This window comes from Variovorax sp. GW821-FHT10C12 (genome assembly GCF_059415405.1).
In genome coordinates this window covers 129,292-150,959 of sequence record NZ_JBWKNE010000003.1, presented here as the reverse complement: position 1 = coordinate 150,959, position 21,668 = coordinate 129,292, and the positions used below count along the sequence as shown (strand labels likewise).

Annotated in this window: 20 protein-coding genes; 4 read left to right on the top strand and 16 right to left on the bottom strand. The window is 67.4% G+C overall.

The features are described 5' to 3' along the window. The first annotated feature begins 40 nt into the window (after positions 1-40). Together AC07OH_RS17220 and AC07OH_RS17215 are read left to right on the top strand one after the other, a co-directional pair. Positions 41-1,078: a DctP family TRAP transporter solute-binding subunit gene (locus AC07OH_RS17220; protein ID WP_062471046.1), complete on the top strand. Its 1,038-nt coding sequence runs from the start codon at positions 41-43 to the stop codon at positions 1,076-1,078. 45 nt (positions 1,079-1,123) lie between these two features. Next, entirely contained in the window at positions 1,124-2,062 is a 939-nt protein-coding gene (locus AC07OH_RS17215) for a nucleoside hydrolase (RefSeq protein WP_495301512.1), read from the top strand. A gap of 80 nt (positions 2,063-2,142) precedes the next feature. Here AC07OH_RS17215 and AC07OH_RS17210 read toward each other — a convergent pair whose 3' ends face one another. The 5 genes from AC07OH_RS17210 to AC07OH_RS17190 all read right to left on the bottom strand — a co-directional run bounded on the left by AC07OH_RS17210 (position 2,143) and on the right by AC07OH_RS17190 (position 6,715). After that, the gene (locus tag AC07OH_RS17210) at positions 2,143-2,880 is read right to left on the bottom strand and encodes an amino acid ABC transporter ATP-binding protein (protein ID WP_056576214.1); all 738 of its coding nucleotides are present in this window, start codon (positions 2,878-2,880) and stop codon (positions 2,143-2,145) included. Positions 2,881-2,925: 45 nt separating this feature from the next. Further along, positions 2,926-3,615 carry an amino acid ABC transporter permease gene (locus tag AC07OH_RS17205; protein WP_070060204.1) on the bottom strand — a complete coding sequence of 230 codons (690 nt, stop codon included), beginning with the start codon at positions 3,613-3,615 and terminating at the stop codon, positions 2,926-2,928. 1 nt (position 3,616) lies between these two features. Continuing rightward, positions 3,617-4,348 carry an amino acid ABC transporter permease gene (locus AC07OH_RS17200; RefSeq protein WP_307582881.1) on the bottom strand — a complete coding sequence of 244 codons (732 nt, stop codon included), beginning with the start codon at positions 4,346-4,348 and terminating at the stop codon, positions 3,617-3,619. 96 nt (positions 4,349-4,444) lie between these two features. Then, complete coding sequence (locus AC07OH_RS17195) at positions 4,445-5,344, bottom strand: amino acid ABC transporter substrate-binding protein (RefSeq protein WP_390346785.1); 900 nt, start codon at positions 5,342-5,344, stop codon at positions 4,445-4,447. 381 nt (positions 5,345-5,725) lie between these two features. Then, a complete protein-coding gene (locus AC07OH_RS17190) occupies positions 5,726-6,715 on the bottom strand; it encodes a LysR substrate-binding domain-containing protein (protein ID WP_495301511.1) in 990 nt (329 codons plus the stop codon). A 61-nt stretch (positions 6,716-6,776) separates the two neighbouring features. On the opposite strand from AC07OH_RS17190, the gene AC07OH_RS17185 reads away from it, so the two are divergent. Next, a complete protein-coding gene (locus tag AC07OH_RS17185; protein WP_495301510.1) occupies positions 6,777-8,219 on the top strand; it encodes an amidase in 1,443 nt (480 codons plus the stop codon). Between the two features lie 125 nt (positions 8,220-8,344). On the opposite strand, the gene AC07OH_RS17180 is transcribed toward AC07OH_RS17185, so the two are convergent. Beyond that, the gene (locus AC07OH_RS17180; protein WP_495301509.1) at positions 8,345-9,283 is read right to left on the bottom strand and encodes a 2-hydroxyacid dehydrogenase; all 939 of its coding nucleotides are present in this window, start codon (positions 9,281-9,283) and stop codon (positions 8,345-8,347) included. Between the two features lie 49 nt (positions 9,284-9,332). Then, positions 9,333-11,168, bottom strand: a complete 1,836-nt coding sequence (locus AC07OH_RS17175) for an ABCB family ABC transporter ATP-binding protein/permease (protein WP_495301508.1) — start codon at positions 11,166-11,168, stop codon at positions 9,333-9,335. Between the two features lie 42 nt (positions 11,169-11,210). On the opposite strand from AC07OH_RS17175, the gene AC07OH_RS17170 reads away from it, so the two are divergent. Next, positions 11,211-11,654: an acyl-CoA thioesterase gene (locus AC07OH_RS17170; RefSeq protein WP_070060209.1), complete on the top strand. Its 444-nt coding sequence runs from the start codon at positions 11,211-11,213 to the stop codon at positions 11,652-11,654. Between the two features lie 9 nt (positions 11,655-11,663). On the opposite strand, the gene AC07OH_RS17165 is transcribed toward AC07OH_RS17170, so the two are convergent. The 9 genes from AC07OH_RS17165 to AC07OH_RS17125 form a co-directional block, all read right to left on the bottom strand. Beyond that, the gene (locus AC07OH_RS17165; RefSeq protein WP_495301787.1) at positions 11,664-12,782 is read right to left on the bottom strand and encodes an ABC transporter substrate-binding protein; all 1,119 of its coding nucleotides are present in this window, start codon (positions 12,780-12,782) and stop codon (positions 11,664-11,666) included. Positions 12,783-12,977: 195 nt separating this feature from the next. Beyond that, positions 12,978-13,742 (bottom strand): enoyl-CoA hydratase, encoded by a 765-nt coding sequence (locus AC07OH_RS17160; RefSeq protein ID WP_307582871.1) that lies wholly within the window; start codon positions 13,740-13,742, stop codon positions 12,978-12,980. A 153-nt stretch (positions 13,743-13,895) separates the two neighbouring features. Continuing rightward, positions 13,896-14,486: a 2-hydroxychromene-2-carboxylate isomerase gene (locus tag AC07OH_RS17155; protein ID WP_495301507.1), complete on the bottom strand. Its 591-nt coding sequence runs from the start codon at positions 14,484-14,486 to the stop codon at positions 13,896-13,898. A 55-nt stretch (positions 14,487-14,541) separates the two neighbouring features. Then, positions 14,542-15,288 carry an SDR family oxidoreductase gene (locus AC07OH_RS17150; protein WP_354346766.1) on the bottom strand — a complete coding sequence of 249 codons (747 nt, stop codon included), beginning with the start codon at positions 15,286-15,288 and terminating at the stop codon, positions 14,542-14,544. A gap of 4 nt (positions 15,289-15,292) precedes the next feature. Beyond that, complete coding sequence (locus AC07OH_RS17145; protein WP_070060213.1) at positions 15,293-16,132, bottom strand: acyl-CoA thioesterase; 840 nt, start codon at positions 16,130-16,132, stop codon at positions 15,293-15,295. Between the two features lie 32 nt (positions 16,133-16,164). Next, positions 16,165-17,070, bottom strand: coding sequence for an alpha/beta hydrolase family protein (locus tag AC07OH_RS17140; protein ID WP_495301506.1), 906 nt, complete (start codon positions 17,068-17,070; stop codon positions 16,165-16,167). Positions 17,071-17,126: 56 nt separating this feature from the next. Next, positions 17,127-18,326 carry an acetyl-CoA C-acyltransferase gene (locus AC07OH_RS17135; RefSeq protein WP_062471086.1) on the bottom strand — a complete coding sequence of 400 codons (1,200 nt, stop codon included), beginning with the start codon at positions 18,324-18,326 and terminating at the stop codon, positions 17,127-17,129. An 11-nt stretch (positions 18,327-18,337) separates the two neighbouring features. Continuing rightward, positions 18,338-20,737 (bottom strand): 3-hydroxyacyl-CoA dehydrogenase/enoyl-CoA hydratase family protein, encoded by a 2,400-nt coding sequence (locus AC07OH_RS17130; RefSeq protein ID WP_495301505.1) that lies wholly within the window; start codon positions 20,735-20,737, stop codon positions 18,338-18,340. A gap of 458 nt (positions 20,738-21,195) precedes the next feature. Then, positions 21,196-21,630 carry a DUF2147 domain-containing protein gene (locus AC07OH_RS17125; RefSeq protein ID WP_070060217.1) on the bottom strand — a complete coding sequence of 145 codons (435 nt, stop codon included), beginning with the start codon at positions 21,628-21,630 and terminating at the stop codon, positions 21,196-21,198. Between the last annotated feature and the right edge of the window lie 38 nt (positions 21,631-21,668).

Here is a 21,668-nt window from a genome sequence, read left to right as displayed (position 1 = left end):
TTTTTTCGATCCATCGACAGACAAAGAGGAGACCTCTCTCATGAAATTCCGCCGCACCCTGCTGGGCCTTGCCGCCGTCGCCGCCACGCTCGGCCTGTTCTCGACCGGCGCGATGGCGCAGGCCACCTACAAGCCCGAGTACAAGATGTCGCTGGTGCTGGGCCCGCCCACGCCGTGGGGCCAGGCCGGCAAGATCTGGGCCGACCTCGTGAAGGAACGCACCCAGGGCCGCATCAACATCAAGCTGTACCCGGGCGTGTCGCTCATTCAAGGCGACCAGACGCGCGAGTTCAGCGCGCTGCGCCAGGGCGTGATCGACATGGCCGTGGGCTCGACCATCAACTGGTCGCCGCAAGTGAAGCAGCTCAACCTGTTCTCCATGCCCTTCCTGATGCCCGACTACGCGGCCATCGACGCGCTCACGCAGGGCGAGGTGGGCAAGGACATGTTCAAGACCCTCGACAAGGCCGGCGTGGTGCCGCTCGCCTGGGGCGAGAACGGCTTCCGCGAAATCACCAACTCGAAGAAGCCGATCAAGTCGCCGGCCGACATCAAGGGCATGAAGATCCGCGTGGTGGGCTCGCCCATCTACTCCGACATGCTCACCGCGCTGGGCGCCAACCCCACGCAGATGAGCTGGGCCGACGCGCAGCCCGCGCTCGCCAGCGGCGCGGTCGACGGCCAGGAGAACCCGCTGTTCCTGTTCACGGTGCTCAAGATGCACACGGTGGGCCAGAAGTTCGTCACCACCTGGGGCTACGTGGCCGACCCGCTGGTCTTCGTCGTGAACAAGGAAATCTGGGCCTCGTGGACGCCGGCCGACCAGGCCATCGTGCGCCAGGCCGCGCTCGACGCCGGCAAGCAGGAGATCGCCATCGCGCGCAAGGGCCTGGTCGAAGCCGACAAGCCCGTGCTGAAGGACATCGCGGCCATGGGCGTGACGGTGACCAACCTCACGCCGGCCGAGCGCGACGCCTTCGTGAAGGCCACGCGCCCGGTGTACGACAAGTGGAAGTCGACCGTCGGCGTCGACCTGGTGGCCAAGGCCGAGAAGGCCATCGCCGCGCGCGCGAAGTAAGCCGCCGCGCACCGCCGTGGATCGGGGTGGCATGACAATGTCGCCATGCACACCCTGATCATCGACACGGACCCCGGCGCGGACGATGTGATCGCGCTGCTGTTCGCCCTGGCGGCGCCCGAATCGCTGGCGATTCAGGCGCTGACCACGGTGGCGGGCAATGTTCCCCTGGCCAAGACCTCGCGCAACGCGCGCCTGGCCTGCGAATGGGCCGGACGGCCGCAGCTTCCGGTCTACGCAGGCGCCGAGCGGCCGCTGCAGCGCACGCCCATCTACGCCGCCAACATCCACGGCCGCGAAGGCCTCACGGGCGTGGCCGTGCACGAGCCCGCCGTGCCGCTGGCCGAAGGCCATGCCGTCGACTACCTCGTGCGCACATTGCGCGCCGCACCCGAGCACAGCGTGACGCTCGCCATGCTCGGCCCGCAGACCAACCTCGCGCTGGCGCTCGAACAGGCGCCCGACATCGTGCGCGGCCTGCGCGAGCTGGTGCTCATGGCCGGCGCGCATTTCAACGGCGGCAACATCACGCCGGTGGCGGAGTTCAACGTGTTCGCCGACCCGCATGCGGCCGAGGTGGTGCTGAAAAGCGGCGTGCCGATCACCATGCTGCCGCTGGACGTGACGCACAAGATCCTCACGAGCGACGCGCGCATCGCGCGACTGCGCCAGCTGGGCAACCGCGCCGGTGCGATCGTCGCCGACATCCTCGACGCCTACGCGCCGCAGGAGATGGCCCACTACGGCATGCCCGGCGGCCCGGTGCACGACGCCACCGTGACGGCCTACCTGCTGCGCCCCGACCTGTTCCAGGGCCGCCGCATCCACGTCGAGATCGACAGCCGCGAGGGCATGGGCTTCGGCCAGACCCTGGCCGACTGGCACGGCAGCCTGAAGCGGCCGGCCAACGTGCAGTGGATCATCGACGGCGATGCACAGGGGTTCTTCGACCTGCTGACGGAGCACATTGCGCGGCTGCCCTGAGCCTCCTTCCCTTCAACCAAGCCCCAAGAAAAAAGCCACGCTGCGGACAGCGTGGCTTTTTGTTTGGGGCGCGCAGCGGATCAGTGCTGCAGGATCTTGTTCAGGAAGTCCTTGGTGCGCGGCTGACGGTTTTCCGGGTGGTTGAAGAACTCGTCCTTCGGGCAGTCTTCCAGGATCTTGCCGCCCACGTCGATGAAGATCACGCGGCTCGCGACCTTGCGGGCGAAGGCCATTTCGTGCGTGACCACCATCATGGTCATGCCTTCCTTGGCCAGGCTCACCATCACGTCGAGCACTTCGCCGACCATCTCGGGGTCGAGCGCCGAGGTGGGTTCGTCGAACAGCATCACGATCGGGTCCATCGACAGCGCACGGGCGATCGCCACGCGCTGCTGCTGGCCGCCCGACAGCTGGCCCGGGAACTTGTCCTTGTGCGCCATCAGGCCCACGCGGTCGAGCATCTTCAGGCCGCGGGTCTTGGCTTCGTCGGGCGTGCGACCCAGCACCTTGATCTGCGCGATCGTGAGGTTCTCGGTCACCGACAGGTGCGGGAACAGCTCGAAGTGCTGGAACACCATGCCGACCTTGGAGCGCAGCTTGGGCAGGTTGGTCTTGGGGTCGTGCAGCGGGATGCCGTTGACGGTGATCTCGCCCTTCTGGAAGGGCTCGAGCGCGTTCACGGTCTTGATGAGCGTGGACTTGCCGGAACCCGACGGGCCGCACACCACGACCACGTCGCCCTTGGAGATGTTCACCGAGCAGTCGTTGAGCACCTGCACCGGGCCGTACCACTTGGAGACGTTCTTGATTTCAATCATTTTTTCGGACATTTGTTTCTCTCCGGTTCAGTTCAGCCAACTCGATCAGCGAATGATGGCGATTTTCTTGTGCAGGCGTTTCACCAGCCAGGAAAGGGCGTAGCACATGGCGAAGTACACGACGGCTGCGAGCAGGTAGGCCTCGATCGGACGGCCGAAGTTCTTGCCCGCCGTTTCAAAGCCCTTGAGCATGTCGTAGGCACCGATGGCATAGACCAGCGAGGTGTCCTGGAACAGGATGATGGTCTGCGTGAGCAGCACCGGCAGCATGTTGCGGAAGGCCTGCGGCAGCACCACGAGACGCATGTTCTGGCCGTAGGTCATGCCCACGGCCTGGCCCGCGTTCACCTGGCCGCGCGGGATCGACTGGATGCCCGCACGCATGATCTCGGAGAAGTAGGCCGCCTCGAACGCCACGAAGGTGATCACCGCCGAGATTTCGGAGCGGTAGTTCGAGCCGAGCGAACCGAACAGCGAATAGAACGACGCCGGCACGAGCAGGAAGAACCACAGGATCACCATCACCAGCGGGATGCTTCGCATGCCGTTGACGTACAGCGCCGCGGGCGCATCGAGCCACTTCTTGCCCGACAGGCGCATGAGCGCCAGGATCGTGCCGAAGATCACGCCGCCGATCGTGGCCACCACCGTCAGCATAATGCTGAAGTAGAAGCCCTTGATGACGAAGTTGCTGATGACGTCCCAGTTGTAGAAGGACAGGTCGAGATTCATCATGTCAGTGTCCTCCGCCACCAGCGCTGGCCGAGACGATGAAGCCCGGCACGCGGGTCTTCTTCTCGATGTACGCCATGAGCCGGTTGATGGCCAGGGCCGACACCACGTAGCACGCCGTCACCGCCAGGTAGACCTCGATGCCGCGCGAGGTTTCTTCCTGCGCCTGCATGGCGAACATGGTGAGTTCGGTGACCGACACGGCGAACGCGACGGACGAGTTCTTGAAGATGTTCATCGTCTCGCTCGTGAGCGGCGGGATGATGATGCGATACGCCATCGGCAGGATCACGTAGCGGTAGTACTGCGCGGTGGTGAAGCCCACCGCCATGCCCGCGTAGCGCTGGCCCTTGGGCAGCGCCTGGATGCCGGAGCGCACCTGCTCGGCGATACGCGCCGAGGTGAAGAAGCCCAGTGCCAGCACCACGAGGATGAAGCTCGGCACGCCCTTCATCACGGGAACCAGCGCCGGAATCACGTGGTACCAGAGGAAGATCTGCACCAGCAGCGGGATGTTGCGAAAGAGCTCCACCCATGCATTGCCGAAGCGCACGAGCCACGGACTGTCGGGCAGCGTGCGGATGATGCCGATCAGCGAGCCGAGCACCAGCGCGACGATCAGCGCCAGCAGCGCGACCGACACGGTCCAGCCCCAGGCCGAGAGCATCCATTGCAGGTAGCTCGGATATTCCCCCCCGGGGTCTTGCAGGAAGACCTGCCAATCCCAGTTTCCCATGTGTGTTTACTCCTTCAGCTTCTTTTCGAAATACCGTCCCTTGAAAAGAAACGCCCACCGTGAAAGGTGGGCGTCCATTCACGCAGCGACGCGCGCTTATTCCTTGGTGACGTAGTCTTCGGCAGGCTTGTCGTTCGGATTGGCCCACGCGTTCTTGGTGGCTTCGCCCAGCGGCAGGTTGATGGTCACGTTGGCCGGGGGAATCGGCTTGAGGAACCACTTGTCATACAGCTTGGCGAGTTCGCCCGACTTGGCCTGGGCCTTGATGCTGTCGTCCACGGCCTTCTTGAAGGCGGGGTCGTCCTTGCGGATCATGATGGCGATGGGTTCCACGGCCAGCACGTCGTTCAGGATCTTGTAGTCCTTGGGCGACTTCGACTTGGCGGCCAGGGCAGCCAGGATCGAGCCGTCCATCACGAAGGCGTCGGCACGGCCGGTTTCCAGCAGCAGGAAGCTGTCGGAGTGGTCCTTGCCGTAGACCTCCTTGAAGGTCAGGTTCTCTGCGCGCTTTTGCTTGCGCACGGTCTGCAGCGGCGTGGTGCCGGTGGTGGTGGCGACCGTCTTGTCCTTCAGGTCGGCCAGCGAGTTGATGCCCGAGTTGGCCTTGACGACGATCTTGGTTTCTTCGACGTAGGTGGTCACGCCGAAAGCCACGTCCTTCTGGCGGGTGGCGTTGTTGGTGGTCGAGCCGCACTCGATGTCCACGGTGCCGTTCTGCACGAGGGGGATGCGGTTCTGCGAAGTCACGGGCTGGTACTTGACTTCGAGCTTCTTGCCGGCGGCCTTCTCCAGGTCCTTGATGATGTTGGCGCAGACGTCGTAATGGAAGCCGGTGTACTGGCCATTGCCGAGCGTGTACGAAAGGCCGGAGGACTCACGCACGCCTTCGGTGATGGTGCCCGAGGCCTTGATCTTGGCCAGGGTGTCATTGGCCTGTGCAAAGGCGCCGCTGGTGGCGAGCGCTGCGACAGCCAATGCCAATACTTGTTTTTTCATACGAAAAGCTCCTGAGGGTGACTGAAACAAATAGAACGAAATTCTAGACACTCGCATTTTGCGGGATACCCGGACCAACCCGGTGCATTCCACGGGCATCGCCGCCCGCCTCGCACCGGCCGCGCCCATCGGGGCGCCAGCCTGGTGCAATCCAGACATTTCGCATTGTCCGACTTTCACTAAGCAGCCTTTGTGCCCGCGTTGGGCGGCTGTGTGCGTGGCGCAAGCAGCGACCGGCGATCCCCGGCGTGCAACGGCCGAAAAAAACTGCCGCGACTGTAGTGGCGGCGCGGCCCGGCCGCCAATGCTGATTGCGGGGGGCCGTATGCGTGGTGCTTATAGATTGTGCAGTGCACAAATCTGCCCGCCGTTCACGCTCGTTCAGTGCGGCGGCTGGGTCCCGACGAGGTACGACCAGAGCGCGTCGGCCGTGCGCTTGGGCTGCATGCTTTCCGACAACCCGGCCCGCGCCGTCGACCGGCCGGCACCGGCCTTCACCGGAACCGGCGCGCTGGGCCGCTCGCGGTAGGCGCGGATTTCCATCTTGGCCTCGAGGCTGTCGATCTCGGGCGGCAGCGCGCTCACCAGCTTGCGCGCCTTGATCTCCTTGCGCACCGCGCTTTGCGGCAGGAAGGCGATGCCATGGCCTTCGAGCGCCATCACCTTCAGGCCTTCAGCCATGTCGGTCTCGTAGACGCGGTCGAGGTGAATGGCGGTGCCCGACTCCTTGAGCAGCTGGTCGACCACGCGCCCGAGGTAGGCGCCCGGCGCATAGCCCAGGTAGGGCAGCGGCTGGCCCGGGCGGCCCGGCAGCCGGTAGCGCGGCGCACCTTCGGCATCGGCCTTGACCCAGGGGGCGACGGTTTCCTCGCCGAGGCTGACCATCTCGTACTTGTTGGCATCGAGCTGCAGCGGCTGCGAGGGGTGGTGGTAGGCGATCAGCAGGTCGCAGCTGCCCTCGACCAGCCGCAGCACCGCGTCATGCACGTTGAGCGCGATGAGCCGGCTCTTGATGGGCCCGAAGTGCTCGCGCAGGCTGGTGACCCACGAGGGGAAGAAGGTGAAGGCCAGCGTGTGCGGCACGGCGATCTCGATCACGTCCTGGCCGGCGGCCGAGTGGCCGCGCAGCATGGCGCGCGTGCTCTGCAGCGACTGCAGCATCTCGATGGCCTGGCTGTAGAGCGTCTGGCCCGCGGGCGTGAGGCGCGTGGGGTAGGAGCTGCGGTCGACCAGGTCGGTGCCGGCCCATCCCTCGAGCGCCTGGATGCGCCGTGAGAACGCCGGCTGCGTCACGTGCCTCAACTGGGCCGAGCGGCTGAAGCTGCGGGTTTCCGCCAAGCTGATGAAGTCTTCGAGCCACTTTGTTTCCATACGCGGCGATTATGCGAGCGCCGCGCCATACTGGGCGCCCCCTCCTTTTCCCGCATGCGCCATGCCTTTCGACGACCTGCCTGACCTCAGTGCCACCGAACTTTCGCGCAAGATCGCGGCCCGCGACGTGTCCTGCCGCGAGGTGATGCAGGCGTCGCTCGCCCGCATCGACGCGCTCAACCCGCGCTTCAACGCCATCGTCTCCCTGCGCGACCCCGCCCAGCTGCTGGCCGAGGCCGACGAACGCGACGCCGAGCTGGCGCGCGGCGAACGGCGCGGCTGGATGCACGGCTTTCCGCTGGCCGTGAAAGACCTGAGCCACGCCGCCGGCCTGCCGACCTCGATGGGCTCGCCGCTGTCGCCGCGCTCGCCCGCGCGCACCGACAGCCTGCATGTGGCGCGCATGCGCGCGGCCGGTGCCATCGTCATCGGCAAGACCAACACGCCCGAGTTCGGCCTCGGCTCGCACACCTACAACACGGTGTTCGGCATCACCCGCAACGCCTACGCGCCCGATCGCAGCGCGGGCGGCAGCAGCGGCGGCGCGGCCGTGGCGCTGGCCCTGGGCATGCTGCCCGTGGCCGACGGCAGCGACATGATGGGATCGCTGCGCAACCCCGCCGCCTTCAACAACGTGATCGGCCTGCGCCCGTCGCGTGGCCGCGTGCCCGGTGACCCGGAGCAGGAACTCTTCTTCCAGCAGCTGGGCTGCGAGGGCCCGATGGGCCGCACCGTGGAAGACGCGGCCCGGCTGCTGACCGTGCAGGCGGGTTTCGACACGCGCGTGCCGCTGTCGTCGCCGCACGCCCTGCCCTCGCCCGACGACCTGCAGCTGGACGGCGACGGCCGCGGCCTGCGCATCGGCTGGCTCGGCAATGTCTGGCCCGAGCTGCCGCTGGCGCCGGGCGTGCGCGAACTCGGCGAGCAGGCGCTCGACACCTTCCGCACCATCGGCTGCGAGGTCGAGCCCTGCACGCTCGACGTGCCGCGCGAGCACAACTGGAGCGCCTGGCTGCGCCTGCGCCAGTTGCTGGTGGGCGGCAAGCTCGGCGCCTACCTGAGCGACCCGAAGCTGTTCGCGCAGCTCAAGCCCGAGGCGCAATGGGAGATCGAGCAAAGCCGGCACCTGGACGCCGCCTCGCTGTACCAGGCCTCGCACTACCGATCGAACGTTTACCGCGCGTTCCTGAAGCTCTTCGAGCGCTTCGACTTCGTGGTCGCGCCGACGGCGCAGGTGTTCCCGTTCGACGCCGAGCTGCACTGGCCGGCCGAGGTGAACGGCGTGAAGAGCGACACCTACCACCGCTGGATGGAGATCGTCACGCCCTTCACGCTGGCGGGCCTGCCCACGCTGAACGTGCGCGCGGGCTTCGGCGACGGCGGGCTGCCGATGGGCCTGCAGCTGGCCGGGCCGATCCATGCGGACCTCGACGTGCTGCGGCTGGGGCATGCCTACGATCAGGCTTGCGGCTGGGGCGCGCGGCGCCCTCCGGTTTTGGCTTGACTCCCTCCCCCGCTGGGGGAGGGTTGGGGTGGGGGCAAGCGGCCGTCAATCGAGCGCTGCCTGCATTGCAAGCGCCGCCGGCCCCCATCCCGGCCTTCCCCCAGAGGGGGAAGGAGCAAGAACCTTCAGATCGGCGTGAGCACGCCGCGCCCCGCAAAGTGCCCTTCGGCGTTCGCGAGGAAGTGGTTCACCGACTTCTGCGTGGCCTCGGGCGACCAGCCCGCCATGTGCGGCGTGAGCAGCACGTTGTCCAGGCCGATGAGCGGCTCGGGGCGCTTGGGTTCGCTCTCGTACACGTCCAGGCCCGCGCCCGCGATGCGGTGCTCGCGCAGCGCCTTCGCCAGCGCTTCGGTGTCGACCACGCTGCCGCGGCCGATGCTCACGAGGTAGCCCTGCGGCCCCAGCGCGTCGAGCACCTCGGCGTTGACCAGGTGCTTCGTGGCCGGCCCGCCCGGCGCGGCCAGCACCAGGAAGTCGGCCCAGGTGGCGAGCGACTTCAGGTCGTCGAAGTAGCGGTGCGTGGCACCTTCGCGCGGCTTGCGGTTGTGATAGCCGATGTCCATGTCGAAGGCCGCCGCGCGCTTGGCGATCTTCTGGCCGATGGTGCCCAGCCCCAGGATGCCGAGCTTCTTGCCCGACACGTTCGGCGGCTGCGGAATGGCCTCACGCCACACGCCTTCGCGGCACAGCCGGTCGAGCGTGCGGAACTCGCGCACGATGCTGATCAGCAGGCCGAAGGCGTGGTCGGCCACGCAGTCGTCGTTGGTGCCGGCGCCGTTGGCGGTGGCGATGCCGCGTGCGCGCGTGACCTCAAGCGGCACGCCTTCGTAGCCCGCGCCCATGCAGCAGACCAGCTCGAGCGCCGGCATGGCGTCGATCTCGGCGGGCGTGAGGCCGATGACGCCGATGGTCAGCACCGCGCGGAACTTGGCGCCGTGCTCGGCGATGGCGGCGGCGCGCTGCGCGTCGCCGAAGGCGTAGGTCATGTCGTAGACCTCGGCAATCTGGGCCTGGTGGGCGCTCGAGAGGCTGTTGAGCACCAGCAGGGGAATCTTGGTCGACACGTCTGAACTCCTGGGGTCGGTGAAAAGAAAGAAGGGGTGAATGATCGGGCTAGAGCATCGGCACTGCTTCGCTCTTCTGCAAAGCCCACATCTGCGCGTAGCGGCCCTGCTGGGCCAGCAGATCGGCGTGCGTGCCGCGCTCGACGATCACGCCCGATTCGAGCACTAGGATCTCGTGCGCCTCGACCACGGTCGAGAGGCGGTGCGCGATGACCAGCGTGGTCTTGCCCTGCGCGGCGCTGCGCAGCTCGGACTGGATCGCGCGTTCGTTGGCCGAGTCGAGCGCCGAGGTGGCCTCGTCGAAGATCACGATCGGCGGGTTCTTCAAGAGCGTGCGCGCGATGGCCACGCGCTGCTTCTCGCCGCCCGAGAGCTTCAGGCCGCGCTCGCCCACCGTCGTCTCGTAGCCCTTGGGCGTGGCCGAGATGAAGTCGTGGATGCGCGCAGCGCGCGCCGCGCCTTCGACCTCGTCGCGCGTGGCGCCGGGGCGGCCGTAGGCGATGTTGTATTCGACCGTGTCGTTGAACAGCACCGTGTCCTGCGGCACGATGCCGATGGCGCGGCGCACGCTGGACTGCTGCACGGCGCGGATATCTTCGCCGCCGATGGTGATGCGACCTTGCTGCACGTCGTAGAAGCGGTACAAGAGGCGCGCCAGCGTCGACTTGCCCGAGCCCGAGGGGCCGACCACGGCCACCGTCTTGCCGGAAGGAATCTCGAAACTCACGTGCTTGAGGATCGGGCGATCGGGCTCGTAGGCGAAGCTCACGTCTTCGAAGCGGATGGTCGAGTCGATGCCCGCCAGCGGCTGCGCACCGGGCGCGTCGCGCACCTCGCGCTCCTTCTCCATCAGCACGAACATCTTGTCCAGGTCGGTCAGGCTCTGCTTGATCTCGCGGTAGATCACGCCCAGGAAGTTGAGCGGAATGTAGAGCTGGATCATGAAGGCGTTGACCATCACCAGGTCGCCCAGCGTCATACGCCCTTCGACCACGCCCGAGGTGGCGCGCCACAGCATCAGCACCAGGCTCACGGCGATCAGCAGCTGCTGGCCGGTGTTGAGCATGCTCAGCGTGCGCTGGCTCTTGATGGCGGCCTTGCGGTAGCGGTCGAGGCTGGCGTCGTAGCGCTTGGCCTCGAAGTCTTCGTTGTTGAAGTACTTGACCGTTTCGTAGTTCAGCAGCGAATCGACCGCGCGGCTTTGCGCCATCGAGTCGAGCTCGTTCATGGTCTTGCGGAACTGCGTGCGCCACTCGGTCACCGTCACGGTGAAGGTGATGTACAGCACCAGCGCCACGCCGGTGATCCACACGAACAGCGCGTCGAACTTCACGCCCAATATGGTGAGCACCAGCGCCAGCTCGATGATGGTCGGCACGATGCTGTACAGCGACATCGAGATGAGCGAATGCACGCCGCGCGTGCCGCGCTCGATGTCGCGCGTCATGCCGCCGGTCTGGCGCTCCAGGTGAAAGCGCAGGCTCAGCGAGTGCAGGTGGCCGAACACCTCCAGCGCAATCTGCCGCGCCGTGCCTTCGGTGGCCTTGGCGAAGATCAGCTCGCGCAGCTCGCCGAAGAGCGCCGTGGAAAAGCGCAGCAGCCCGTAGGCCAGCAGCAGCCCGATCGGCACGATGAGCAGCGCCTGCGCCATATCGGGCTTGGGCGTCATCGTGTCGATGAGGTTCTTCAGCAGCACCGGCACGCCCACGTTGGCCACCTTGGCGCCCACCATGAAGGCCAGCGCGGCCATCACGCGCCATTTGTACTGCCAGAGATAGGGAAAGAGGCGGCGCAGGGTCGCCCAGTCGGAACGGTCGGAGCGCGCGGGCGGGTGGCCGCCGGGCGCATGGGGAGAGGAGGAAAGGGCTTCGCCGCTTCGGCGCATGGGGGACAATCGTGGGTGTTGTTGTTGCTTCAGATTGTGCCCATGTCCTCCCCTTCCAGTGCCGCTTCCGCCGCAGCGGCCGCCGCCGCCACCCTCAAGAGCCTGCCCACCGACATGGAGCTGGTGCTCAAGGTCATCCCGATGCCGGCCGACTGCAACGCCAACGGCGACATCTTCGGCGGCTGGGTGATGGCGCAGTGCGACCTGGCCGGCTCGGTGATCCCGGCGCGCTACGCCAAGGGCCGGCAGGCGACGGTGGCGGTCAACGAGTTCATCTTCAAGCAGCCGGTGCGGCTGGGCGACATCCTCTCGTTCTATTCGAAGCTGGTGCGCGTGGGCCGCACCTCCATCACGGTGACGGTCGAGGTGTTCGCCGAGCGCTTCCGGGCGCAGGGCGAGTACATCAAGGTGACGCAGGCCACCTTCACCTACGTCGCGATCGACGACAACGGCCGCCCCCGCCCCATCGAACAGCCGGCCGCCTGAGCGGCCTTCTCAGCCGACGCCGATGCCGGCGTCGCGCACGCGCTCGAAGCACTCGAACTCGCGGTTGATCCAGCGCGCGTCGCGCCGCTCCACGCGGCGGATGTAGACCGACTGCACCACGTCGCGCGTGTGGGCGTCGATCTCGACCGGCCCGCGCGGGCTGTCCAGTTGCAGGCCGCGGAACGCATCCACCAGCCGCTCGGCGCCCGCCTTGCCGCCGCGCGCACCCGGCGCGCTCAGCGCGGCGTCGATGGCCGCGAGCCCGTCGTGCGCCGCCACGGCGAAGTAGCCCGGGCGCAGGTGGCTGCCGTACTCGGTCTCGAAGGCGCCCGCGAAACGCCGGTTGGCCGGCGACTCGTGGGCGAAGGAATAGTGGTGGCTGGTGACCAGCCCCTCGGCCAGTTCGCCGATGCCGTCCAGGTAGTGGTCGTCGGTGGCGTCGCCCGTGGCGAGCAGGCGGATGCCGGTGTCGGCCATGCCGCGGTCGCGCCAGAACTTCAGGAAGATGGCCGGCATCTGGCCCGAGGGCAAGAAGAAGAACACGGCCTGCGGCTTGAGCTCGCGCAGGCGCAGCATGTAGGCCGAGTAGTCGAGCGTGTTCAGCGGCACGCGCAGCATCGCGCCCACGCGCCCTCCGCCCGCGGTGATGCCGGAGACGAAGGCGCTCTCGGCGTCCACGCCCGAGGCGTAGTCGGCCACCACGGTGCACACGTCGCGCAGCCCCTGCTGCAGCGCCCAGCGCGCCAGCGGCGCCGTGACCTGCGCGATGGTGAACGACACCCGCACCATGAACGGCGAGCGCCCGGGGATGCCCGAGGAGGCGGCGTTCATGATCACGGTCGGCACGCGCGCCTGCGTGGCGACGGTGCCGACGGCGTAGGCGTTGGAGCTGAAGTCCAGCCCCGTGAGCAGGTCGACGCGCTCGCTCTCGATGAGGTCCTGCGCCTGGCGCCGCGCCTGTTCGGGCGCGCTGCCGGGCACGTCGCGGCGCAGCAGCTCCACCGGCCGGCCCGCGATCTGCTGCTTGTGGTCGGCCAGCCAGACCGCCATGCCGGCGTCGAACTGGCGCCCGCCGCCCGCATAGGGCCCCGACCACGAACCGATGACCCCGATGCGCAACGGCCGCACGCGCGCCAGCACCAGCGAGGGCGCCGCGAGCGTACCCGCAAGTAAGCCCAAAGCATGCCGGCGCGTCGGCCTGAATGCTACTTTTTCAGTAGCACGCATCGCCCGCGTGGCGGGCGTTGTGGGCAGGTTGATGTCTGGAGCAGGCACGAGGAACAGTGTACGCAGGCACCGTCCGCAGGCAAGTCCACGGAAGGCTTAGACCTTTGAGAAATCCGGCTTGCGCTTCTCCATGAAAGCGCCAAAAGCTTCCTTCGCGGCCGGCTCGCGCAGCATGCGGCCGAAGCTCGCACCTTCTTCGCCCATGCGTTCGAGCACGGCGGGCATCTGCGCCTTCTTCAGCAGGCGCTTGGTCTCGATCAGCGCGCTCAGCGGCTTGGCCGCGAGCTTGCGCGCCTGCGTCTGGGCGATGCCGTTGGCTTCGGTCGGCGGCACCACGCGGTTGACGAGGCCCACTTCGAGCGCGGCCTCGGCCATGAAGGGCTCGCCCAGCAGCAGGGCTTCGGCGGCGCGGTGGTAGCCCAGCATCTGCGGCACCAGCAGGCTCGACGCGGCCTCGGGGCACAGGCCCAGGTTGACGAAGGGCATCGAGAAGGCCGCGTTGTCGCCCGCGTAGACGAGGTCGCAGTGGAACAGCATCGTGGTGCCGATGCCCACGGCCGGGCCGCACACGGCGGCGACGATGGGCTTGGGGAAGGTGGCGATGCCGCGCAGGAAGCGGAACACCGGCGATTCGGTGTTGGCGGGCGGCGCGTTGAGGAAGTCGCCGATGTCGTTGCCGGCGCTGAAGATCGTCGGGTCGCCCTGGATCAGCACGCAGCGCACGGCCGCTTCGCTCTCGGCCGTGGCGAGCGCGTCGGCCAGCGCGGCGTACATGCTGCTGGTGATCGAGTTCTTCTTGTCGACGCGGTTGAAGGTGATGGTCATCACGCCGGCTTCGGTGTGGACGAGGATGTCGCTCATGGGATTTCCTTGAAACAAAAAATGGACAACGCCACGCTCATCGAGCGTGGCTCCTTCGGGAGACACCGCGGAACCGGCTTTGCCGGGCCGCAGGTGTCGCCCCCTGCAAGGGGGTTGGCGGCCACACGAAGTGGGCAAGCCTGGGGGTGTGCATCAGGTCAGCGATTCGCGGACGAAATCGAGGCGGTCCTGGCCCCAGAACATCTGGTCGCCGACGAACATGGTGGGGGCGCCGAACACGCCGCGCTCCACCGCCTCCTGCGTGACCGCCTTGAGGCGGTCTTTCACTTCCTGCGCGCCGGCCAGCGCGAGCAGGCCCGCGGCGTCGAAGCCCGCATTTTGCAAGACGGCGCCGACGGTCGCGGGGTCGTTCAGGTTCTTCGGCTCAACCCACATCGCATGGAACACCGCGTCGATGTACGCACCGAAACGTTCGGGCATCTTCATCTGCACGCCGGTGGCGCCGCGCATCAGCAGCAGTGTGTTGATCGGGAAGTGCGGGTTGTGCACGAAGGGCACGCCGTAGCGCCTGGCGAAGCGCTGCAGGTCGGTCGTGAGGTACGGGCCCTTGGCCTTGATCTCGGCGGGCGAATGGTTGTCCGTGGCCTGGAACACGCCGCCCAGCAGCATGGGCTTCCAGACCAGCTCGGCGCCGGTATCGGCGCACACGTGCGGCAGCTGCGTGGCAGCCAGGTAGGCGGCGGGGCTGCCGACGTCGAAATAGAACGCGACGGATTTCGTCATGGGTGTCGTCTCCTTGGGGCTGTGCGTCGCGACGCGAAGCGTAGCGCGGCGCCGGTCAGAACTTCTCGGACCAGGGGCGCAGGTCCAGCTCGTGCGTCCACGCATCGCGCGGCTGCGCATGCAGCATCCAGTAGCTGTCGGCGATGTGGTCCGGGTTCAGGATGCCGTCGCTGTCCTTCAGCGCATAGCGCTCGGGGAAGTTGCTGCGGATGAACTCGGTGTCGATGGCGCCGTCGACCACGACGTGCGCGACGTGGATGCCCTGCGGCCCCAGCTCGCGCGCCATCGATTGGGCCAACGCGCGCAGGGCCATCTTGGCACCCGAGAAGGCACCGAAGTTGGCCGCGCCGCGCAGCGAGGCCGTCGCGCCGGTGAAGATGATCGTGCCGCGATGGCCACCGGCCGGCATCTCGCGCGCCACCATGCGCTTGGCCACTTCGCGGCCGTTGAGGAAGCCCGAGAAGCAGGCCATCTCCCACACCTTGAAGTACTTGCGCGCGGTTTCGGTGAGGATGCTCTCGGGCACGTTCGCGCCGATGTTGAACACCATCACCTCGATCGGCCCGACGGTCGATTCGATCTGCTCGATGAGCGCCACCACTTCTTCTTCCTTGCGTGCATCGCAGGCGAAGGCGTGGGCCCGGCCGCCGTCGGCCTCGATCTGCGCCACCAGCGGCTGCAGCTTGTCGAGGCTGCGCCGCGTGACGCAGGTGGCGTAGCCCTCGCGCGCGAAGCGGCGGGCGATGGCGCCGCCGGTGGCGTCGCCCGCGCCGACGATGAGAGCGGCCTTGGTGAGCGTCATCGCGTCATTCCTTGTAGTAGACGATCTGGTTGGACGTGGCGAGCAACGCGCCCTTCTCGCTCCACAGCTGCGCCTTCTGGTCGAAGAAGCCGTTGAAGAACTGCTGCCCCGCCGCGCAGCCCAGCAGGTAGCCCGTGCCGACCTCGGCCAGCTCGGCGGCGCCGACATGGAAGTAGGTGGTGATCGACACCGTGCCCGCGGGCACGTGCGTGGCGCGGCGCAGCCACACGCGCGGATAGAACACGTCGCTCAACGCGGCGAGCGAGGCGAAGTCCAGCGGTCGCGCCTGCGCGTCGCGCACCCACAGGCGCGTTTCGCTGTGCTGCAGGCTGCCGTCCCACTTGGCGGGAATGCCGCCGCTGAAGGGGCGCATCTCGTACTGCTCGAGCCAGGCCACGCCCGACGGGCCGATGCGGATGCGATCGACGGCCTCGGGCTTGGGCGCCTCGGGCATGGTGAGGTCAGCCTGGCTCCAGGTGTCGCGGCGCGCGGCCGTGACCACGGTGGCGGTGGTCGTCATGTTCGCGGTGCCGTCGGCGCCGGGCTGCGTGATCGTCACCGTCCAGTGCTGCGTCGAGCGGTTGGTGCGCACGGCGGTGGCCTGGATGTCGAACGCGCCCTCACCGAGCGCGGCCGCGTAGTTGACGGTCAGCGCGATGGGCGTGCCGAGCAGGTCGGGGTGCTTGAGCACCGCCTGCAGCGCCAGCGCCGCGGTGGTGCCGCCGAACGGGCCGACCATGTTCCAGTAGTCGGGACTCGTGGTGCCCGTGAAGTGCCCCACGCGGATGTCGCTGTGGTGCAGGGCCAGGGCTTTGTCGAGGGGGTGTGGGGTCGTGCTGCTCATGGTGATCGCCAGTGTGCCTGCGGAGGATGACGTCACGCAGTCGTGTGCGGGACGTTGGCGTGCTGCACTGCCGCAGGCGCGGTCAGTGCGGCGAGCCGGTGCAGCTTGTCGAGCGTGCTCGGCCACAGGCTCTGGCTGAACTGCTCGCGGAAGAAGCCGAAGTGACCGATGCGCCGCGCCTGCACGTCGGCCGGTGCGATGCGCTCCACCGCGCTCGGCGCGCCTGCATAAAAACTCACGAGGCTGCGCGTGCCCGCATGCGTCATCAGTTCGTCGTCGGTCATCGAGAGCGCGAGCACCGGGAAGCGCACGCGCGCATAGCTTTGCAGCGCGGGCTCGCCTTCGGCGCCCACGCTGTAGCGCGGGTTCAGGCACCAGCGGCGCCATTGCAGGATCACGCCGCGCGGCAGGTCGCCGACCTTCTTCAGCTTGCGGCCCGGAAAGTAGCCCCACAGGCGCGTCGCCAGCGGCACCAGCACGAACCAGAAATACAGGATGCTGCGTCGCAGCTTCGGCGCGTTCTCGCGCCAGTAGCCGCTGCCGGCCGCGATGCTCACGAGGCCGTCGACCTGCCCGGGCCGCTGCAGGAAGCCCGGCAGCTGCGCGCCGAGGCTGTGGCCCAGCAGGTACAGCGGCTGGTCGGGCAGCGCGGCCTTGGCGGCGTCGATCACCGCCTCGTAGTCGCGCGCCCAGTCGAACAGGTCGGCCTGGAAACCGCGCAGCGGCGCATCGCCGAGCGAGTCGCCGCTGCCGCGGTAGTCGAAGGTCCAGACCCGCAGGCCCTGCCCCGCGAGCCAGTGCGCGAAGGGCTCGTAGAACGACTGGCGCACGCCCATCGCACCGCCGATGACGATGCTGGCGCGCGGGGCGCCGGCGGGGTCGTAGCGGCGCACCGCCACGTGGGCGCCGGCGTCGACCGGCAGTTGCAGGGCTTGCATTCCGTGGTCTCCTTCGTTCTGCGGCCCCTTGCTAGGGCGTCCCGGGGTCGGACGGATCAGACGCGTTCAAAAATGCCCGCTGCGCCCTGCCCCATCCCGACGCACATCGTGACCATGCCGTACTTCAGCTTCTCGCGGCGCAGCGCGTGCACCACGGTGGCTGCGCGGATCGCGCCGGTCGCGCCCAGCGGGTGGCCCAGTGCAATGGCGCCGCCCATCGGGTTGACCTTGGACGGGTCGAGCCCCAGCGTGTTCATCACCGCGAGCGATTGTGCGGCGAAGGCTTCGTTGAGTTCGAACCAGTCGATGTCTTCGTGCTTCAGGCCCGCATAGCGCAGCGCGGCCGGAATCGCCTCGATCGGGCCGATGCCCATGATGTGCGGCGGCACGCCCTTGCTCGCGAAGCTCACGAAGCGTGCGAGCGGCGTGAGGCCGTACTGCTTGATGGCCTTTTCGCTCGCCAGAATCAGCGCGCCCGCGCCGTCGGAGGTCTGCGAGCTGTTGCCGGCCGTCACGGTGCCGCGCGCGGCGAACACAGTGCGCAGCTTGGCCAGGCCTTCGATGCTGGTGTCGGGGCGCGCGCCTTCGTCCAGGCTCACGGTGCGGGTCTTGGCGATCGATTCGCCGGTTTCCAGGTTCGGCGTGCGGTCGGTCACTTCGATCGGCGTGATCTCGTCGGCGAACTTGCCGGCGGCCTGTGCGGCCAGTGCCTTCTGGTGCGAGGCCAGCGCGAACGCGTCCTGCGCCTCGCGACTCACCTTCCACTGCTGCGCGACCTTCTCGGCCGTGAGGCCCATGCCGTAGGCAATGCCCACGTCGCCTTCGCGCTCGAAGATCGAGGGCGACAGCGAGGGCGAGTTGCCCATCATCGGCACCATGCTCATGCTCTCGACGCCGGCCGCGATCATCACGTCGGCCTCGCCGACGCGGATGCGGTCCGCCGCCATCTGCACGGCCGACAGGCCCGAAGCGCAGAAGCGGTTCACGGTGATGCCACCAATGCTGGTCGGCAGGCCGGCCAGCACCGCGCCGATGCGCGCGACGTTCAGGCCCTGCTGCGATTCGGGAATCGCGCAGCCGCAGATGATGTCTTCGATGGCCTTGGGGTCCAGGCCCGGCACGGCCGCGAGTGCTGCCTTCAGCGTGGTCGCGAGCAGGTCGTCGGGACGGTAGTTGCGGAAGTAGCCGCGGTGCGACTTGCCGATGGGCGTGCGGGTGGCGGAGACGATGTAGGCGTCTTGTACTTGCTTGCTCATGAAATCTGTCCTTAGTTGCGCACGGGCTTGCCGGTGCTGAGCATCCCCATGATTCGCTCTTGCGTCTTGGGGTGCACGATGAGCGAGCAGAACGCCTTGCGTTCCAGCGTCATCAGGTATTCCTCGGTCACGAGCGAGCCCGCATCCACGTCGCCGCCGGTGACCACGTTCGCGATCAGGCTGGCAATGTGGAAGTCGTGCGCGCTGATGAAGCCGCCGTCGCGCATGTTCACCAGCTGGCCCTTGATCGTCGCGGCGCCGCTGCGGCCCGCCACGCGGAAGGTGCGGCGAAGCGGCGGGCGGTAGCCGGCGTCGGCCATGGCCTTGGCCTGCTGCAGTGCCACGTACAGCAGCTCGTCCTTGTTCGGCACGATCACGTCGCTGTCGAGCAGGTAGCCCAGCTTCTTCGAATCGAGCGCGCCGGTGCCCACCTTCGCCATCGCCGCGGCGGTGAAGCCCTCGGTGAGGAAGGGCAGCAGGTCGGTGCCCGTCGAGGCCGAGGCGTTCTCCGCCGCACGGCGTGCGATGTAGGTCAGGCCGCCCGCGCCGGGGATCAGGCCCACGCCGACTTCGACCAGGCCGATGTAGCTTTCCATCGCGACGACGCGCTTGGCCGAGTGGATGGCCAACTCGCAGCCGCCGCCCAGTGCCATGCCGCGCACGGCGGAGATCACCGGCACATTGGCATAGCGGATCTTGAGCATGACGTTCTGCAGCTCTTCTTCCGCGCCTTCGACCGCGCCGATGCCGGCGACCACGAAGGCCGGCAGCATCGCCTGCAGGTCGGCGCCGACCGAGAACACCTCGTCGGGCGACCAGATCACGAGGCCCTTGTATTCGGCTTCGGCCAGGTCGACCGCGGCGCCCAGCGCCTCGGCCACGTCGGGGCTGATGGCGTGCATCTTCGACTGGATGCTCGCGATGAGCACTTCACCGTCGAGCGTCCACACGCGCACATCGCCTTCGTCGCTGATCGTCGTGCCGGCCGTGTTGGCATCGGCCGCGTTCGCACCGAGCACGCTCTCGGGGAACAGCTGGCGGTCATGCACCGGCAGCTTGCGCTGCGGCACGAACTTGTTCTGCGAGGCGCTCCACGAGCCTTCGGGCGTGTGCACGCCGCCGGCCTGCGCGACCGGGCCTTCGAACACCCACTTCGGCAGCGGCGCCGTGCTCAGCGCCTTGCCCGCGTCGATGTCTTCCTGCACCCACTTGGCGACTTGCGCCCAGCCCGCTTCCTGCCAGAGTTCGAACGGGCCCTGCTTCATGCCGAAACCCCAGCGCATCGCGAAGTCGATGTCGCGCGCGCTCTCGGCGATGTCGGCCAGGTGCACGGCGGCGTAGTGGAAACCGTCGCGCAGGATGGCCCAGAGGAACTGGCCTTGCGGTCCTTCGCTCTCGCGCAGCAGCTTCAGGCGCTCGCCCGCGGGCTTCTTGAGCATGCGGCCATACACCTCGTCGGCCTTGGCACCGGCGGGCACGTACTCGCCGCTCTTCAGGTCGAAGCGCAGGATGTCGCGGCCGGCCTTCTTGAAGAAACCGGCCTTGGTCTTCTGGCCCAGGTTGCCCAGCTCGAGCAGCTTGGCGAGCACGGGCGGCGTCGCGAAGTTGGCGTAGAACGGATCGGTCTCGGCATTCAGGTTGTCCTGCAGCGTCTTCACGACGTGGGCCATGGTGTCCAGGCCCACCACGTCGGCGGTGCGGAAGGTGCCCGAGCTCGCGCGGCCCAGCTTCTTGCCGGTGAGGTCGTCCACCACGTCGGGCGTGAGGCCGAACTTCTCGACTTCCTTCAACGTGGCCAGCATGCCGGCGATGCCGACGCGGTTGGCGATGAAGTTGGGCGTGTCGTGCGCACGCACCACGCCCTTGCCGAGCGTGCTGGTGACGAAGGCCTCGAGGTCGTCGAGCACCTGGAGCTGCGTGGTGGGCGTGTTGATCAGCTCCACCAGGAACATGTAGCGCGGCGGGTTGAAGAAGTGAATGCCGCAGAAACGCGGCTTCAGGGCTTCAGGCAGTGCTTCGCTGAGCTTGGTGATCGACAGGCCCGAGGTGTTCGAGGCCAGGATCGAATGCTTGGCCACGTGCGGCGCGATCTTCTTGTACAGATCGAGCTTCCAGTCCATGCGCTCTGCGATGGCCTCGATGACGAGGTCGCACTCGCCGAGCTTGGCCAGGTCGTCGTCGTAGTTGGCCTGTTCGATCAGGCCCGCGTCGGCCACGTCGCCCAGCGGCGCGGGCTTGAGCTTCTTGAGGTTGTCGATGGCGCGCGTGACGATGCCGTTCTTCGGGCCTTCCTTGGCGGCCAGGTCGAACAGCACGACGGGCACGCGCACGTTGACGAGGTGGGCGGCAATCTGCGCGCCCATCACGCCGGCGCCGAGCACGGCGACCTTCTTCACTTGAAATCGGGACATGGCTGAGTTTCGAAGTTATGAATCAGTTCGGGGAACACCGCGGAACCGGTTTGGCCGGGCCGCTGGTCTTGCCCCTTGAGGGGAGGCTGCTACACGAAGTGAGCAGCACGGGAGTGGGTCAAGCTATCAAGAACAAAAGGGAATCTCCGCTGCATCGATGACGCGCTATGCCGAGTCCGACTCGGCACCTGATGTCGGTGGCGATTCGTCTGCTGCCAGTGAGTTCGCAAGGAGAACCAGTCCTCCCAAACCAAACAGACCGCAGATCGCCCAACCGAAACCGACCCACCACGGGAATGTCGCCGAGCCGCCTCTGTACCCGGTAGCAATGGGGACAGTTGCGAATATCCCAAGAAAGAAGATGACAGCGGCCGCACCAGCAGCAACCGCCACGAGGGCAAGGCCACCGATCAACTTTCCAGATGAGACGCTCATGTCACATGGCCTCCGTTGCGCACTTACTGCACACGGTTCCAGGTTTGGGTGCGCCAGAAGGGGCCGAGGTAGCCGCGCACTTCCAGCTTCTTGCCGCCGTCGATCGGCGTGAAGCTCGCGCGGTATTCCTTGCCGTTCTCGGGGTCGAGGATCTTCCCGCCTTCCCAGACGTCCTTGCCCTCGGCCTTCTTGCCGCCACGGATGATCTCCAGGCCTGCGATGGGCTTGCCCTTGCGGTCGTCGGCGCATTCGTCGCAGGTGGCGTCGGGCTTGGTGTCTTTCTTCAACGACTTCTCGATGCGACCGAGCAGCGCGCCGTTGGTCTCGGCGATGCGGATCTCGGCCTTGGCCTCGCCGGTCTTGTCGTCGACGTTGCGCCACAGGCCCACCGGCGTGCTCTGGGCCATGGCCGAGACGGCGGTGACGGTGAACAAGACGGCTGCAAGCGTTGCTTTCATGAGCGGGCTCCCGGTGGGTCGATGAAGAAAGGCTGTGT